This is a genomic window from Streptomyces sp. Ru72 (assembly GCF_002920635.1).
Lineage (GTDB): Bacteria > Actinomycetota > Actinomycetes > Streptomycetales > Streptomycetaceae > Streptomyces.
Genome location: NZ_PQSR01000071.1, coordinates 25,463 through 39,171, shown reverse-complemented (window position 1 = coordinate 39,171; position 13,709 = coordinate 25,463). Strand labels below are relative to the sequence as shown.

Annotated in this window: 11 protein-coding genes and 1 pseudogene; 6 read left to right on the top strand and 6 right to left on the bottom strand. The window is 72.7% G+C overall.

The features are described 5' to 3' along the window. Positions 1-414 (top strand): annotated as a pseudogene (locus tag C3488_RS27390) (LysE family transporter); the annotation flags it as partial. A 117-nt stretch (positions 415-531) separates the two neighbouring features. Then, positions 532-978 (top strand): nitroreductase family deazaflavin-dependent oxidoreductase, encoded by a 447-nt coding sequence (locus C3488_RS27385; protein WP_103843594.1) that lies wholly within the window; start codon positions 532-534, stop codon positions 976-978. Positions 979-1,042: 64 nt separating this feature from the next. Here C3488_RS27385 and C3488_RS27380 read toward each other — a convergent pair whose 3' ends face one another. Together C3488_RS27380 and C3488_RS27375 are read right to left on the bottom strand one after the other, a co-directional pair. Continuing rightward, complete coding sequence (locus C3488_RS27380; protein WP_103843593.1) at positions 1,043-3,379, bottom strand: SpoIIE family protein phosphatase; 2,337 nt, start codon at positions 3,377-3,379, stop codon at positions 1,043-1,045. 128 nt (positions 3,380-3,507) lie between these two features. Then, positions 3,508-4,452: a cation diffusion facilitator family transporter gene (locus tag C3488_RS27375; protein WP_103843596.1), complete on the bottom strand. Its 945-nt coding sequence runs from the start codon at positions 4,450-4,452 to the stop codon at positions 3,508-3,510. Between the two features lie 229 nt (positions 4,453-4,681). Between C3488_RS27375 and C3488_RS27370 the strand changes: the two genes are divergently transcribed. Continuing rightward, positions 4,682-5,707, top strand: coding sequence for a glutathione S-transferase family protein (locus C3488_RS27370; RefSeq protein WP_103843592.1), 1,026 nt, complete (start codon positions 4,682-4,684; stop codon positions 5,705-5,707). Positions 5,708-5,754: 47 nt separating this feature from the next. Further along, positions 5,755-6,060: a DUF4235 domain-containing protein gene (locus tag C3488_RS27365; RefSeq protein ID WP_103843591.1), complete on the top strand. Its 306-nt coding sequence runs from the start codon at positions 5,755-5,757 to the stop codon at positions 6,058-6,060. Between the two features lie 218 nt (positions 6,061-6,278). Here the strand turns inward: C3488_RS27365 and C3488_RS27360 are convergent, their stop codons facing one another. Next, positions 6,279-6,671 (bottom strand): VOC family protein, encoded by a 393-nt coding sequence (locus C3488_RS27360; RefSeq protein ID WP_103843590.1) that lies wholly within the window; start codon positions 6,669-6,671, stop codon positions 6,279-6,281. A 92-nt stretch (positions 6,672-6,763) separates the two neighbouring features. Next, positions 6,764-7,489 carry a TetR/AcrR family transcriptional regulator gene (locus C3488_RS27355; RefSeq protein ID WP_103843589.1) on the bottom strand — a complete coding sequence of 242 codons (726 nt, stop codon included), beginning with the start codon at positions 7,487-7,489 and terminating at the stop codon, positions 6,764-6,766. Between the two features lie 174 nt (positions 7,490-7,663). Here C3488_RS27355 and C3488_RS27350 point away from each other — a divergent pair, with 174 nt between their 5' ends. Both C3488_RS27350 and C3488_RS27345 read left to right on the top strand, forming a co-directional pair. Beyond that, a complete protein-coding gene (locus tag C3488_RS27350) occupies positions 7,664-9,166 on the top strand; it encodes an APC family permease (protein ID WP_103843588.1) in 1,503 nt (500 codons plus the stop codon). 30 nt (positions 9,167-9,196) lie between these two features. Then, complete coding sequence (locus C3488_RS27345; protein WP_103843587.1) at positions 9,197-10,828, top strand: amidohydrolase; 1,632 nt, start codon at positions 9,197-9,199, stop codon at positions 10,826-10,828. Positions 10,829-11,021: 193 nt separating this feature from the next. Here the strand turns inward: C3488_RS27345 and C3488_RS27340 are convergent, their stop codons facing one another. Continuing rightward, entirely contained in the window at positions 11,022-12,128 is a 1,107-nt protein-coding gene (locus C3488_RS27340) for an NAD(P)-dependent alcohol dehydrogenase (protein WP_103843586.1), read from the bottom strand. Between the two features lie 25 nt (positions 12,129-12,153). After that, positions 12,154-13,611: an aldehyde dehydrogenase gene (locus C3488_RS27335; protein ID WP_103843585.1), complete on the bottom strand. Its 1,458-nt coding sequence runs from the start codon at positions 13,609-13,611 to the stop codon at positions 12,154-12,156. Positions 13,612-13,709 lie beyond the last annotated feature (98 nt).

Genomic DNA, 13,709 nt, shown 5'->3' with positions numbered 1-13,709 from the left:
TTGCGCTGGGCGGCGGCGCTGGTGCTGGCCGCGCTCGCCGTGCACGGCGGCGTCCGCGCCGTGCGCCGGTACCGGTCGTCCGGGACCGCCGCGCCGGTCGACGCGGTGCCGCCGGGCCCCGCGCGGGCGTATCTCGGCCTGCTGGGCATCACGCTGCTCAACCCGACCACCGTCGTCTACTTCGCCGCCCTGGTGGTCGGCAGCCGCACCACGCACACCGTACGGCTCCTGGACCAGGGCGTGTTCGTGCTGGCGGCGTTCGCCGCGTCCGCGAGCTGGCAACTGCTCCTGGCCGGCGGCGGTGCGCTGCTCGGCCGGGCGCTGACCGGGCGGCGCGGCCGGCTGGTGACGGCGCTGGTCTCCTCTGCGGTCATCGCGGCACTGGCGATCCGGATGCCGGGAGGCGCGTGGTGAGGATGAATCCGCCCACGGCTGGTGTTGAATCGTGAACCGTGTGGTCCGCGGCCCGGGGCACGGCTCCGCGGCACCACGGACGAGACAGCAGTCGTACACGACGATGGGACGGATGCCATGCCTCTTGAGGGCGAGTACGAGCCCAGCCCTGAGCAGTGGGTGCGCGAACAGGTCGAGGTGTACGAGAGTTCGGGCGGTACGAAGGGCACGACGCTGCTCGACACCGGGCTTCCCGTGGTCATCCTCACCACCCTCGGCGCCAAGTCCGGCAAGATCCGCAAGACTCCCGTGATGCGTGTCGAACACGAGGGCCGGTACGCCGTCGTGGCCTCGCTGGGCGGCGCCCCCAAACACCCCGTCTGGTACCACAACCTGAAGCAGCATCCCACGGTGGAGCTTCAGGACGGGCCGCAACGGCAGGAGATGACGGCCCGTGAAGTGACGGGCGAGGAGAAGGCGGTGTGGTGGGAGCGGGCGGTCGCCGCGTATCCGCCGTACGCCGACTACCAGAAGAAGACCGACCGGGTGATCCCCGTCTTCGTGCTGGAACCGACCGAGAAGTGAGCCCTCGTGCTCGAGCCGCGCGGGCGGGCCGCCCGTGCGGCTCGAGCACGATGCGGGTCGCCGGTCAGTCCGGCAAGGGCTGTTCGGCCCAGATCGTCTTTCCCTCGCTGGTCTGCCGGCTGCCCCAGCGCTGGGTGAGCTGGGCGACCAGGAGCAGGCCGCGGCCTCCCTCGTCGTAGGCGTGCGCGCGACGCAGATGCGGCGAGGTCGAACTGCCGTCGGAGACCTCGCAGATCAGTGAGCGGTCCCGGATCAGCCGCAGCTGGATGGGAGGCCCGCCGTAGCGGATCGCGTTGGTCACCAGTTCGCTGACGACGAGTTCCGTGACGAACCCGGCCTCGTCCAGACCCCAGTCGGCGAGCCGGTCGACGGCGTACTGCCGGGCCGTCGCCACGGACGCGGGGTCCGGCGGAACGTCCCAGGTGCCCACCCGGTCGGCCCCCAGGGCCCGGGTACGGGCCAGCAGCAGGGCCACGTCGTCGCCGGGCTCCTCGGACAGCACCGACTTCAAAACCGTGTCGCACAGCGCGTCGAGGGAGCCGCTCGGGGTCGCCAGGGCACGGCACAACTCGGTGGTGCCGTGGTCCAGGTCGCGCTCGCGACCCTCGCCGATCAGCCCGTCCGTGTACAGGGCGATCAGCGAGCCCTCCGGCAGGTCCAGCTCCCTCGCCTCGAAGGGGAGGCCGCCGACACCGAGCGGCGGGCCGGCCGACATCGTGACGAGCCGGGCGGTGCCGTCGGGGACGAGGACGGCCGGCGCGGGGTGTCCCGCGGCGGCCAGGGCCAGGCGGCGGGTGACGGGGTCGTAGACCGCGTACAGGCAGGTCGCCCCGAGTTCGCCCACCTCGTCACCGCCCTCGCCCGTGGCCAGGTGGATGACCAGGTCGTCCAGGTGGGTGAGGAGTTCGTCGGGTGGCAGGTCGACGTCGGCCAGGGTGCGCACGGCCGTGCGCAGCCGGCCCATGGTGGCCGAGGAGCGGATGCCGTGCCCGACGACGTCACCGACGACGAGGGCGACCCTGCTGCCGGACAGCGGGATCACGTCGAACCAGTCACCGCCGATCCCGGCCAGCGATCCGGACGGCAGATAGCGGTGGGCCACCTCCACCGCGGCCTGTCCCGGCAGACCGCGCGGCAGCAGGCTGTGCTGGAGGGCGAGCGCGGTCGCGCGTTCGCGGGCGAAGCGGCGGGCGTTGTCGACGCAGACGGCCGCCCGGCTCGCCAGCTCCTCGGCGAGCACGGCGTCGTCCGCGGCGTAGGGGTCGGGGTTGACGATGCGCACGAGCACCGCGACGCCCAGCGTGGTGCCACGGGCCCGCAGCGGCACCGCCACCAGGGAGTGGGCCCCCCTGCGGTACGCGGAGTCGCCCACCCCTCGGGCGTTGCGCTCCTGCACCCACCGGTCGAAGTCGGGTTCCCCGGCCCGGCGCAGCACGGCGCGGCCTTCGCGCAGGGCCCGCGCGGGCGGCGAGAAGGGAGGGTAGGTGTCGACGTCTCCGAGCCGGACGGCCGCCTCGGGCGTGCCCTCGGTGACGGACCGGTGGGCGATGCGGCGCAGGACGACGTCTCCCCGCGCCTCGACGGGCGGTTCCTCCGCGCCGAGAACCCAGTCGAGCAGGTCCACACTGGCGAAGTCGGCGATCCCGGGGACGACCACCTCCAGCAGCTCCCCGGCGGTGCGCGGCACGTCCAGTGTGGTGCCGATGACGGTGGAGGCCTCGTTGAGCAGCACCAGGCGTCGGCGCGCCCAGTACTGCTCGCTGTTGTCCACGGCCGAGATGGCGACCGCGGTCATCTCGCCGGGTGCGCCGTACACCGGCCACATGTCGATGGTCCAGGCGTGCTCCCGGCGCTCCGACGGGGCGCGTGTGTAGCTCTCGTAGTGCGCGGGGAGCCCGGTCTCGGCGACCCGGCGCAGCTGGCGGTGGAAGCGCCGGCCGGATTCGTCGTCGGCCACCGTCTCCGGCAGGTACCGCCCGGTCAACGTGTCCGCGTCGACCCGCAGGATCTCGCCGGCCCTGTCGTTGGCACGGACGTAGCGCTGCCCCAGGTCGAAGACGGACATGGCCACCGGCGCCTGCTGGAATGCCCTGGCCACGAGCACCGCCTCCGCCGTGGCGGGCGCGGTGGTGACCACGAATCCCTGCGGGGAGCCGTCCGGCCCCGTCACGGGGTGCACGCTCAGGCTCAGCGGGACCGGGTGGCCGTCACGGTGGCGCAGAACGGCGGTGCCGGTCAGGGCGGTCAGACCCGGCTGCGGTACGTCCTCGGCGAGCAGCTCCTGTGCGGCGCGTCCCACGACCTCCTCGGCCGTGTATCCCGTCAGCCGCCGGGCACCCTCGCTCCATCCCGTCAGCGTGCCCCGGGCATCGACTATCGCCGCAGCGGCGGCCTGCTCCATATTCTCAGAATGATTCCTGGGGTCCGTTGCCTCAACCGGGCGCGGGGCGCGGCGGCCGCGTCGTACGGTGCACGCTCGGCCCGTCGGAACAGCTCGGCATGACGCGCTCTGCGCGGGGCAACCGTCCTTCAGGCCCCGCCGTGTTCCCCCGTCGCGGCGGGGCTCTTCGTGTGCCTGTCCGGGCGCCGGGACGCCGCGCGGGTCGGGGCGTCCGTGATGTCGAGGAAGATCTGGTCGGCCTGGGGGACCTCCCGGGTCAGCGAGCGCTTGATGCGCACCGCGACGTCCTCGACCTCCTCGCTGTCCAGGCCGGGGACGAGGTCGATCCGGGCGGCGACCAGGATGGACTCCAGGCCCAGCTGCATGGTCTGCAGCGCCTCCACGCTGTCGATCTCGGACTGTGCCTGCAGCAGCTCCCGGATCCGGCGGCTGAGGTCGGGATCGGCGGCCTGGCCGATCAGCTGGTCGCGGGCGTCACGGCCGAGCCGGTAGGCGACGTACACGAGCAGCGCGCCGATCGCCAGAGAAGCGGACGCCTCCCAGACGACCTGCCCGGTCGCCATGTGCAGCGCCATGCCGACGATCGCGAGGACCACGCCCAGCACCGCCGTGCTGTCCTCGGCGAGGACCGTCCGCAGGGCCGGGTCCCGCAGTGCCCGCAGGGACGTGCCGTGCTGCCGGCGCACCTGGTGCAGGGCCCGCACCAGGGAGACGCCCTCCGCCACCAGCGCCACCCCGAGCACCACGAGCCCGGCGACGTAGCCGCTGCGCGACTCCTCCGCGCCGCTCTTCAGCGCCTCGAAGCCCTGGAAGAAGGAGAAGCAGCCGCCCATGACGAAAATCCCGACGGCCGCGAGGAGCGACCAGAAGAACCGTTCCTTGCCGTAACCGAAGGGGTGGCGCCGGTCGGCCGGGCGGCGGCTGCGGCGCAGCGCGGCCAGCAGGAAGGTCTCGTTCAGACTGTCGGCGACGGAGTGCGCCGCCTCCGACAGCAGCGCCGGTGAGCCGGCGAGGAGTCCCCCGACGGCCTTGGCCACGGCGATCAGCAGGTTGGCGCCGAGCGCCACCAGCACCGTGACACGCGTGCTGCCGTCAGAGGACCCGTCGCGCCGTTCCGGCTCGGGTGGCGGCGGCCCGTCGTCCGAGGGCGCCTGTGTGACGGCCGTACTGTCCCGTTCCCTGTCCGAGGATGTCCTGCTCACCTCGCCCGATTGCCCCCGTCCGCGCCGCTCACACGGTGTCGGTACGCAAATCGGGGAACCCGAGCGGCGTGCGAAGGACACCGGTGCGAGGAGGGGCCGCATGACCGAGGGCAACAGCGAGTACAGCAACCGCGCGTACGGGAAGAAGCAGTTCAAGCGGTCCAAGAGCCACTTCGCCGACCGCATCACCGCTGACGGGCGCGACGGCTGGCCGGTGGAGGCCGGCCGTTACCGGCTGGTGGCCAGCCGGGCCTGCCCCTGGGCGAGCCGGGCCGTGATCTCGCGGCGGCTCCTCGGGCTGGAGGACGCTCTCACACTGGCCATCGCCGATCCCATCCAGGACGACCGCAGCTGGCGGTTCACCCTCGACCCCGACGGCCGCGATCCCGTCCTCGGCATCCGCTACCTCAGCGAGGCCTACGACGCCCGTGAGACCGGGTACCCCGGAGGGGTCAGTGTGCCCGCGGTCGTGGACGTGCCGAGCGGCCGGCTGGTCACGAACGACTACCAGCAGATCACCCTGGACCTGGCCACCGAGTGGACGTCCCTGCACCGCAGCGGCGCGCCCGACCTCTACCCGGAGCGGTTGCGCGACGAGATCGACGACGTGATGCGCCTCGTGTACAAGGACGTCAACAACGGGGTGTACCGGGCCGGTTTCGCCCACCAGCAGAAGGAGTACGAGGAGGCGTGCACGGACGTGTTCCGCCGGCTGGAGTGGCTGTCGGAGCGCCTGGCCGGACGGCGCTACCTGGTCGGTGACACGATCACCGAGGCCGACATCCGGCTGTTCACGACGCTGGTCCGTTTCGACGCCGTCTACCACGGTCACTTCAAGTGCAACCGCTGGAAGCTGGCGGAGGACCCGGTGCTGTGGGCGTATGCCCGCGATCTGTTCCAGACCCCCGGCTTCGGCGACACCGTCGACTTCGACCATATAAAGCGGCACTACTACGAGGTGCACACGGGCATCAATCCCACCGGGATCGTGCCGCTCGGACCGGACCTGACCGGCTGGCTCACGCCGCACGGCCGGGAGGACCTCGGCGGGCGTCCGTTCGGTGACGGGACGCCGCCGGGGCCGGTGCGCGCGGCCGAGCGGGTTCCGGCCGAGGGGCGGCCCTGAGGGCGCCTGCGCTGACGCAGAAGGCATGGACACACAAGGAGGGAAACGTGGCCCACGACAAGAAGAAGCCGAAGCTTCCGCTCGTCTACCGGCCTGTCGGGTTCGCGCTCGGCTGGGCGAGCGGGGCCCTCGCGGGATACGCCTTCCGAGCGACATGGAAGGCGATACGCCACGAGGACGACGCGCCCGACGCGCTGGACCGGGACCGCGGCTGGGGCGAGGTGCTGCTCGCCGCGGCGCTTCAGGGCGCCCTGTTCGCGGTCGCGCGCAGCCTGGCGGACCGCACGGGGGCGAAGGCGATCGAACGGTCGACGGGCGTGTGGCCGGGCGGGGACAAGGGCGGCCGGGACTGAGTCTCCACGCACGGGCCGGGACGCACCCCGCTCCGGCGCCGGGACCGAGCGTCGCACGCCCGGTTCCCGGCCCGGGGCCGAGCATCGCCCCCGCCCCGAGCGCCGGTACCGAACTCCGCTCCCCCTCTCCGGCCCCCGCGCCGGCCTGTGCGTCGTACGTCCGGTGACGCCGGCCCACGGCCTCGCAGACTCGCGGCGTCATCGCGGAAGTCGTCGCCTCACCCCTGCTTCGGCGCCGTGGTCCTCGTGCGCCGCATGGTGAACGAGTGGCCGGCGGGGTCCGCGTAGCCGCGTTCCTCGAACGGGCCCGGCGCCTCCTTGGCCTCCAGCGGGCGCCCGCCCAGGGAGACCACCCTGCGCTCGGCCTCGTCGAGGTCCTGCGCAACGAAGTCGAGGTGGACCTGATGGGAGTTCTCGGGGCGGGGCCAGCTGGGCGGGGTGGCGTTGACGTCGCGGCGGAACGCCATCCGGAACCCGTCGGCGCCGCGGATCTCCACCCGGTTCGCGCCGGCGTCGGTCTCCTCGGCGCCGAGCAGTTCCTTGTAGAACGCGGCGAGTTTCTCGGGCTCGGCGCAGTCCAGGACCACGACGCCGGCCAATACCGTGGGCATGCTTCCTCCTTCGGGCGCGGGCGGGCGCCGTGCCCGCCCGCATACGCTCCCCGGGTATCCGCCGCCCCCGTTTTCAGTCCGTCACGACCCGCTCACCGCCCCGCGCCGGTGGGCCCCGTGACCTCCGCCAGCCGCGCCGCCGCCGCGGACAGCAGCAGGCCGAGCGCGACCGGATAGGAGCCGTGACGCATGTCGGCGACGAGATGGCGGGCCGTCGCCGCGATGTTCGGGTGCGTCTCGGCGGGCAGCCGGGCGTACGTGGTGCGCCACACCTCCGTCTCCGCCTCGCGGGCCGTGCGCGGCAGTGACGCGTTCGCCGCGTCGAGGGCGGCGAAGGCCAGGGCCTGGTCGACGAACGCGTGGTAGATGCGTACGGCCTCGCGGTCCGGGAACCCGGCCCCGCGCAGGACGCCGAGGATCGTCTCCACCGCCTCGATCTCGTGCACCCGTCCGGTCACCCGGTAGGCGCTGAGCACGGATGCCTGCGGATGGGCGAGCGCCCCGGCGTGCATGCGCAGTCCCAGGTCCCACAGGTCGGCGCGCCACTGTCCGGTGGGGCGCCAGACGCGCAGCGTGCGGCCGATGAGTTCGTCGGCGATGGCGAGCAGCAGGTCGTCGGTGTCCCGGAAGTACCGGTACAGCGCGGTGGGGTCCGCGCCGAGGGCGCGGCCGAGGCGGCGCACGGTGAGGGCGTCCGCGCCGTGTTCCTTCAGCAGCCGCATCGCGGTGTCGACGATGAGTTCCTCGGTCAGGACGACACCGGTCTTGGTGGGGCGCCTGCGCCGGCGCGCGGCGGGTGGGACCACTCGGTCGGTCATGGGCTCTCCCGACGGCTGTTCAGGGGCGGCCGACGGCCCGCACGGGCCCGGCGGCCGCCTTCGGTCCGGGTGCGGGCACCTTATGTCAACAGCGTTGACCTGTTAAGGGCCCGAGCAGTTTCATTTCCGGTCACCGGGGCTCATCCGGGCCCCTCGGTGCGATCGGAGCCCGTCATGACACGGACCCCCTATGGCGCGGACCCGCCCGCGCAATCCTCTCTCCGCAAGTCCCTGGGCGTCGTGGACGGCGTCGCCATCGCCGCCTCCAGCACGGCGGCCACCACCAGCATCGGTATCGGGCTCGGGGTGACGGCCGGTGTGGTCGGGCTGCATCTGCCGGCCATCATGCTGCTCGCCTTCCTGCCGATCCTGGGCATCGCGGGCGCCTACTCGCGGCTGAACCGGGTGGAGCCGAACGCGGGCAACGGCTATGTGTGGGTGGGCCGTTCGCTCACCCCCTGGCTGGGCTTCCTGGTCGGCTGGGTGAACGTCGTGGCCACGGTGGCTTTCCTCGCCTACACCACGGCCGTGACCGGCTCGGCGGTGCTGCAACTGGCCGGGGAGGCAGGTCTGCACCGGGTCGCCGGGCTGGCCCTCGACCCGGGTTCGACCGCCCAGACGACGGCCGTGGGCCTGCTGATCCTGGTCGCGGTCACCGTGACCGCCGTCACCGGTGTCCGCACTGCGGCCCGGCTGCAGACCGGGCTGCTCGTCTTCGAGTACGTGGTGCTGCTGGGCTTCTGCGGCTACGGCATCTTCACCGGTCCGCACCCGTTCCGGCTGAGCTGGTTCGACCCGTTCGCCATCCCGTCGGCGTCTGCGCTCGCGCAGGGGCTGCTGCTGTCGGTGTTCTGCTACTGGGGCTTCGAGGCGGCGTACAGCGTGAACGAGGAGGTGCGCGACGCGCGAGACGCCTCCCGCGCCGGGATCACCACGCTGCTGACCATGCTCGCCTTGTTCCTGCTCGGCTCGGTCGCCTTCCAACGGGTGCTATCACAACAGGAGTTGGCGGGTCACGGCGCACAGGGTCTGGCGTACTTCGGCGACCGGCTGGCGTCCCAGCCGCTGGCCGCGCTGCCACTGGTGGCGCTGATGTTCTCGGCGGTGGCCTCCCTGCAGGCGGGGGTGATCCCGACGGCGCGCGCCATGTTCGCGATGAGCCGGGACCGGACGCTGGGGACCGTGTGGGCGAAGGTCAGTCCCCGGTACGGGACGCCGGCCGCCGGAACGCTGCTGATCGGCGGGCTGGCCGCCGCGGTCGCCGCGCTGTCGCTGGTCATCCCCCGCCTCTCCGACATGATCATGGCGACGGTCAACGCGGTGGGCATCGTCGTCTCGCTCTCCTATGCGCTCACCGCGCTCGCTGCGGCCTCCCGCTTCCGGGGGCTGCTGCGCCAGGACTGGCGGCAGGGGATTCGGGCCGTGGTACTGCCCACCGTGAGCGCGCTCGCGCTCCTCGGGCTCGGCGGCTACCTCGGCTGGTCCTTCTACACCTCCGCCGATCACCTCGCGCTCCGCGCGGACAACGGCTGGTTCCTGCTGCTGATGCCCACGCTGATGGTGGCCTCCGGCTTCATGGCCGCCGCCTGGGCCAAGTGGGTGCGCAGGTCGCCGTACTTCCGCACGGGGCACGGCACGGACGCCGATGCGCCCCAGCTCCTCGCCACCCAGAGCTGACCACCGTCCCCTCGTCAAGAAACGGACACCATGCAGGCCGATCTCCTCTTCACCGGCGGTCCCGTCCTCACCCCCGACGGGCCCGTCACCACCTCGGTCGCGGTCGTGGGCGACCGGATCGCCGCCGTCGGCGACACCGCCGCACGGGAACTGACCGGTCCGCGGACCGAGGTCGTCGACCTGGCCGGACGGCTGCTGCTGCCCGGCTTCCAGGACGCCCACATCCATCCGGTGCCCGCCGGCCTGGAGATGACCCAGTGCGACCTCACCGGGACGAAGACCGCAGAGGAGACCCTCGCCGCGGTACGGGCCTACGCCGAGGCGCACCCCGACCGGGAGTGGATCACCGGCGGCGGCTGGTCCATGGAGGCCTTCGAGGGCGGCGCCCCGACCCGGGAACTGCTCGACGCGGTCGTCCCGGACCGGCCGGTGTACCTGCCCAACCGCGACCATCACGGCGCCTGGGTCAACAGCCGGGCCCTGGAGCGCGCGGGTGTCACCCGGGACACTCAGGACCCGGCCGACGGGCGGTTCGAGCGCGACGCATCCGGGGAGCCCACGGGCATGCTCCAGGAAGGGGCGATGCGGTACGTCGGCCGGCTCACGCCCCCGGCCACCGCGGCCGACCGGCTCGCCGCGCTGCTGCACGCCCAGCGGCATCTGCACGCGCTCGGCGTCACCGCCTGGCAGGACGCGCTCGTCGGCGACTTCCTCGGCATGGACGACCCGTCCGACGCCTATCTGACCGCCGCCCGCGAGGGTTCGCTGACCGCGCGGGTCGTCGGTGCCCTGTGGTGGGACCGGGGTCGTGGCGCCGAGCAGATACCCGAACTCGTCGAACGACGTGCCGCGTCGAGCCACGGCAGGTTCCGCGCGGGAAGCGTCAAGCTGATGCTGGACGGCGTCGCCGAGACGGGCACGGCGGCGCTCCTCGACCCCTACCTGGACGCCTGCGGCTGTGCCACCGCCAACCGCGGCACCCGCTTCGTCGACCCGGACCGACTGCCGTCGTACGTCACCGAGCTGGACGCGCTCGGCTTCCAGTGCCACTTCCACGCGCTGGGCGACCGGGCCGTACGGGACGCGCTGGACGCCGTCGAGGCGGCCCGCAAGGCCAACGGGCCGAGCGACACCCGGCCGCATCTGGCGCATCTGCAGATCGTGCACCCCGACGACGTGCCCCGCTTCGCGCAGCTCGGCGCGACGGCGAACATACAGCCGCTGTGGGCGGCGCACGAGCCGCAGATGGACGAGCTGACGATCCCGTTCCTCGGACCCGAACGGGCCGCCCGGCAGTATCCGTTCGGCGCGTTGCTGCGGTCCGGGGCGACACTGGCGGCGGGCAGCGACTGGCCGGTGAGCAGCCCCGATCCGATGCAGGGCGTCCATGTCGCCGTCAACCGGGTGCTTCCGGGCGGCTCGCGTCCGGTGTTCCTGCCCGAGGAGCGGATCGGCCTCACCGACGCGCTGACGGCGTACACGGCGGGGTCCGCGTACGTGAACCACCTGGACGACACCGGGACCGTGCGCCCGGGCGCGCTGGCGGACCTGGTGGTGCTGGACCGCGACCCGTACGCCGGGCCGGCCGAGGCGATCGGCGAGACACGGGTGGCGCTCACCTATGTCGGCGGGGCGCGCGTGTACGCGGCGGCGGACGCCTGAGGGCTGCGACCGAGATGCTCGTCGAGGCCGACCACGGCGCGACGGCGATCGCGGACCTCGTCGAGGTGGGCAGGCCGAGCGCCACGGTCACCGGGGACGTCACAGGCGGCCGGTGCCGCCGAGGCGCACACGCGCTCGGCGACACCGGCCGGACGACGGGCGATCCGGTCCTGCTGGTGGACCGGCCGCTCGCTCAGAAGGTGAGCACGGGCTTGATCGTCTTGCCCGCCCTCATGTCCCGCACCGCCTGGTCGATCTCCGCGAACGGGTAGGTGCCGATCAGGCGGTGCAGCGGGAGCCGCCCCTCCTTGACCAGCTGGACGAGGGCGGGGATGAAGGTCTGGGTCTCGCTGTCCCCGAGGGTGATGCCCACGATCTGCTTGCCGGGCAGCAAGCCGTTGACGTCCAGGGCGACTTCGGTGCCGAAGGGCGGGGCGCCGACGACGACCAGGGTGCCGCGGGCGGCCAGCGCGTCCGCGCCCTGACGCAGCACGGCCACGCTGCCGGTGGTCTCCACGACACCGTCGGCTCCCTGGCCGTCGGTCAGCAGGGCGAGCGCTTCGGCGAGGTCGGCCTCGGCCGCGTCGACGGTGTGCGTGGCGCCCAGCTCCCTGGCCAGGGCGAGGCGCTCGGCTACCCGGTCGACGGCGATGATCCTGGCGGCGGGCGTGAGGGCGGCGGCCATCACCGCCGACAGGCCCACCGCTCCGGCGCCGAGGACGACCAGTGTGCTGCCCGCGCGGGGCCTGAGCACGTTCCACACGGCGCCGACCCCGGTCTGTACTCCGCAGCCGAGCGGGGCGATGGAGGCGAGCGGCACCTCCGGGTCGACCTTGACCAGGCTGCGCTCGTCCACCAGGGCCCGTTCGGCGAAGGAGGACTGGCCGAAGAAGTGACCGCCCAGGGGGGTGCCGTCGCGGCTGATGGTGCCGGTGCCGTCGGCGCGGCGACCGCCGATCAGGTTCAGCGGCAGCCAGGTGGCGCAGTACGCCGGGTGCCCGTCGCGGCAGTTGCGGCAGCCGCCGCAGGAGGTGAAGGACAGCACGACGTGGTCACCGGGCTCGACGCCCGTCACACCCGGTCCGACGGCCTCGACGACGCCGGCCCCCTCGTGACCGAGGACGCCGGGCAGCGGGAACGGCAGACCGCCGCTCGCCACGCCGAGGTCGGTGTGGCACAGGCCGGTGGCGACCATGCGGACCAGCGCCTCGCCCGGGCCCGGGTCGTCGAGCTCCACCTCACAGAGCGTGAAGGGTGCTCCCCCGGACTCGACCACTGCGGCGCGTGTGGTGGTGGTCATGCGATGAACTCCTTTGCGCGGGCGCTCAGTCGAGCGAGACGAGGACGGACTTGACCTTGGTGTAGGCGGCGAGGGCCTCGGGCCCGTACTCGCGGCCGAAGCCGGAGTCCTTGACGCCGCCGAAGGGAAGCGCGGGGTCGAGCATGGCCCAGTCGTTGATCCAGACGATTCCCGCCTGCAGCCGCCCGGCGACGCGGTGGGCGCGGGCGAGATTGGTGGTCTGCACGCCCGAAGCAAGGCCGTACGGCGTGGAGTTGGCGAGTGCGACGGCCTCGTCCTCGGAGTCGAAGGGCTGCACGGTCAGGACGGGGCCGAAGATCTCCTCCTGGACGACCCGGGAGTCGTTGGACAGGCCGGTGATCACGGTCGGCTTGTAGTAGTAGCCGCCGCCCAGGTCGAGTCGTTCACCGCCGACGACGACCCGGGCGCCCTCCTTACGGGCCAGTTCGACGTACTCCTCGACCTTCTTCAGGTGCTTCTCCCCCGCCATCGGCCCGACGACGGTTCCCGGATCGCGCGGGTCGCCGACGGGCACCCCGGCGACCGCCTCGGCGAGGATGCCGACCACGGTGTCGTGGACCGGCCGGGCGACCAGGAGCCGGGGTCCCGCCATGCAGAACTGACCGGTGTTGAAGACGAAGCCCTTGATGATCGCGCCGATCGCCTTCTCCAGGTCGGCGTCCTCGAAGACGACGTGTGCGGCGTTGCCCCCGAGTTCCATCATCACCGTCTTGAGGCCTTCGCCCGCCACGCTCGCCACGTGCCTGCCGACCGCGGTGGAGCCGGTGAAGGCGACCTTGTCGACGCCGGGGTTGCGCAGCAGCGCCTCGCCCGCCACCGGGCCCGTGCCGGTGACGACGTTGACCACGCCGTCGGGCACACCGGCCTGAGTCAGCAGGCGGGCCATGTACAGGGCGCTGAGCGGGGTCTCCTCGGCGGGCTTGTGGACCACGGTGTTGCCGGCCGCGAGGGCGGGGGCGAGCTTCGAACCGGAGAGGATGAGCGGGAAGTTGAAGGGCGTGATGGCCGCGACCACGCCGAGCGGCTCGCGCCGGGTGTAGGCGAAGGCGCCCAGCGGGGTGTCGCGGGTCGCGCCGTCCTGGCTCTGTGCGAGGGAGGCGTAGTACTCGTAGTCGTTGGCCGCGTTCGTGACGTCCACCGCGCCGCACAGCGAGATCGGCTTGCCGACGTCCAGGCTCTCCAGGGCGGCGATCTCTTCGGCGTTGGCGCGGATCAGCTCCGCGACGCGGTGCAGCACACGTCCGCGCTCGCGGCCGCTCATCCGGGGCCACGGCCCGGAGTCGAATGCCTCCCGGGCCGCGCGTACGGCCGCGTCGACGTCGGAGGCCGCCGCCTCGGCGACAGTCGTGATCACCTGGCCGGTGGACGGGTCGATGACATCCATGCGGGCGCCGTCCGCGGCCTCGCGCCACTGGCCGCCGATGAACAGCTGCCCGGGATCGGTGTCGAAGGTGGTGGTCATGGCCCACTCCCCAGCGTTGTGATCGCCAAAAGTTCAACAAACAGGATTCCTGTTGGTCCGCAGTCTGATTACGGACAGGTTTCCTGTCAATGGTCTAG

What these genes read in the sequence shown, in the direction of transcription:
- C3488_RS27385 (WP_103843594.1), top strand. Translation starts at nt 532, where the DNA reads ATGCCTCTTGAGGGCGAGTACGAGCCCAGCCCTGAGCAGTGGGTGCGC.
- C3488_RS27380 (WP_103843593.1), bottom strand. Translation starts at nt 3,379, where the DNA reads ATGGAGCAGGCCGCCGCTGCGGCGATAGTCGATGCCCGGGGCACGCTG.
- C3488_RS27370 (WP_103843592.1), top strand. Translation starts at nt 4,682, where the DNA reads ATGACCGAGGGCAACAGCGAGTACAGCAACCGCGCGTACGGGAAGAAG.
- C3488_RS27360 (WP_103843590.1), bottom strand. Translation starts at nt 6,671, where the DNA reads ATGCCCACGGTATTGGCCGGCGTCGTGGTCCTGGACTGCGCCGAGCCC.
- C3488_RS27355 (WP_103843589.1), bottom strand. Translation starts at nt 7,489, where the DNA reads ATGACCGACCGAGTGGTCCCACCCGCCGCGCGCCGGCGCAGGCGCCCC.
- C3488_RS27350 (WP_103843588.1), top strand. Translation starts at nt 7,664, where the DNA reads ATGACACGGACCCCCTATGGCGCGGACCCGCCCGCGCAATCCTCTCTC.
- C3488_RS27345 (WP_103843587.1), top strand. Translation starts at nt 9,197, where the DNA reads ATGCAGGCCGATCTCCTCTTCACCGGCGGTCCCGTCCTCACCCCCGAC.
- C3488_RS27340 (WP_103843586.1), bottom strand. Translation starts at nt 12,128, where the DNA reads ATGACCACCACCACACGCGCCGCAGTGGTCGAGTCCGGGGGAGCACCC.
- C3488_RS27335 (WP_103843585.1), bottom strand. Translation starts at nt 13,611, where the DNA reads ATGACCACCACCTTCGACACCGATCCCGGGCAGCTGTTCATCGGCGGC.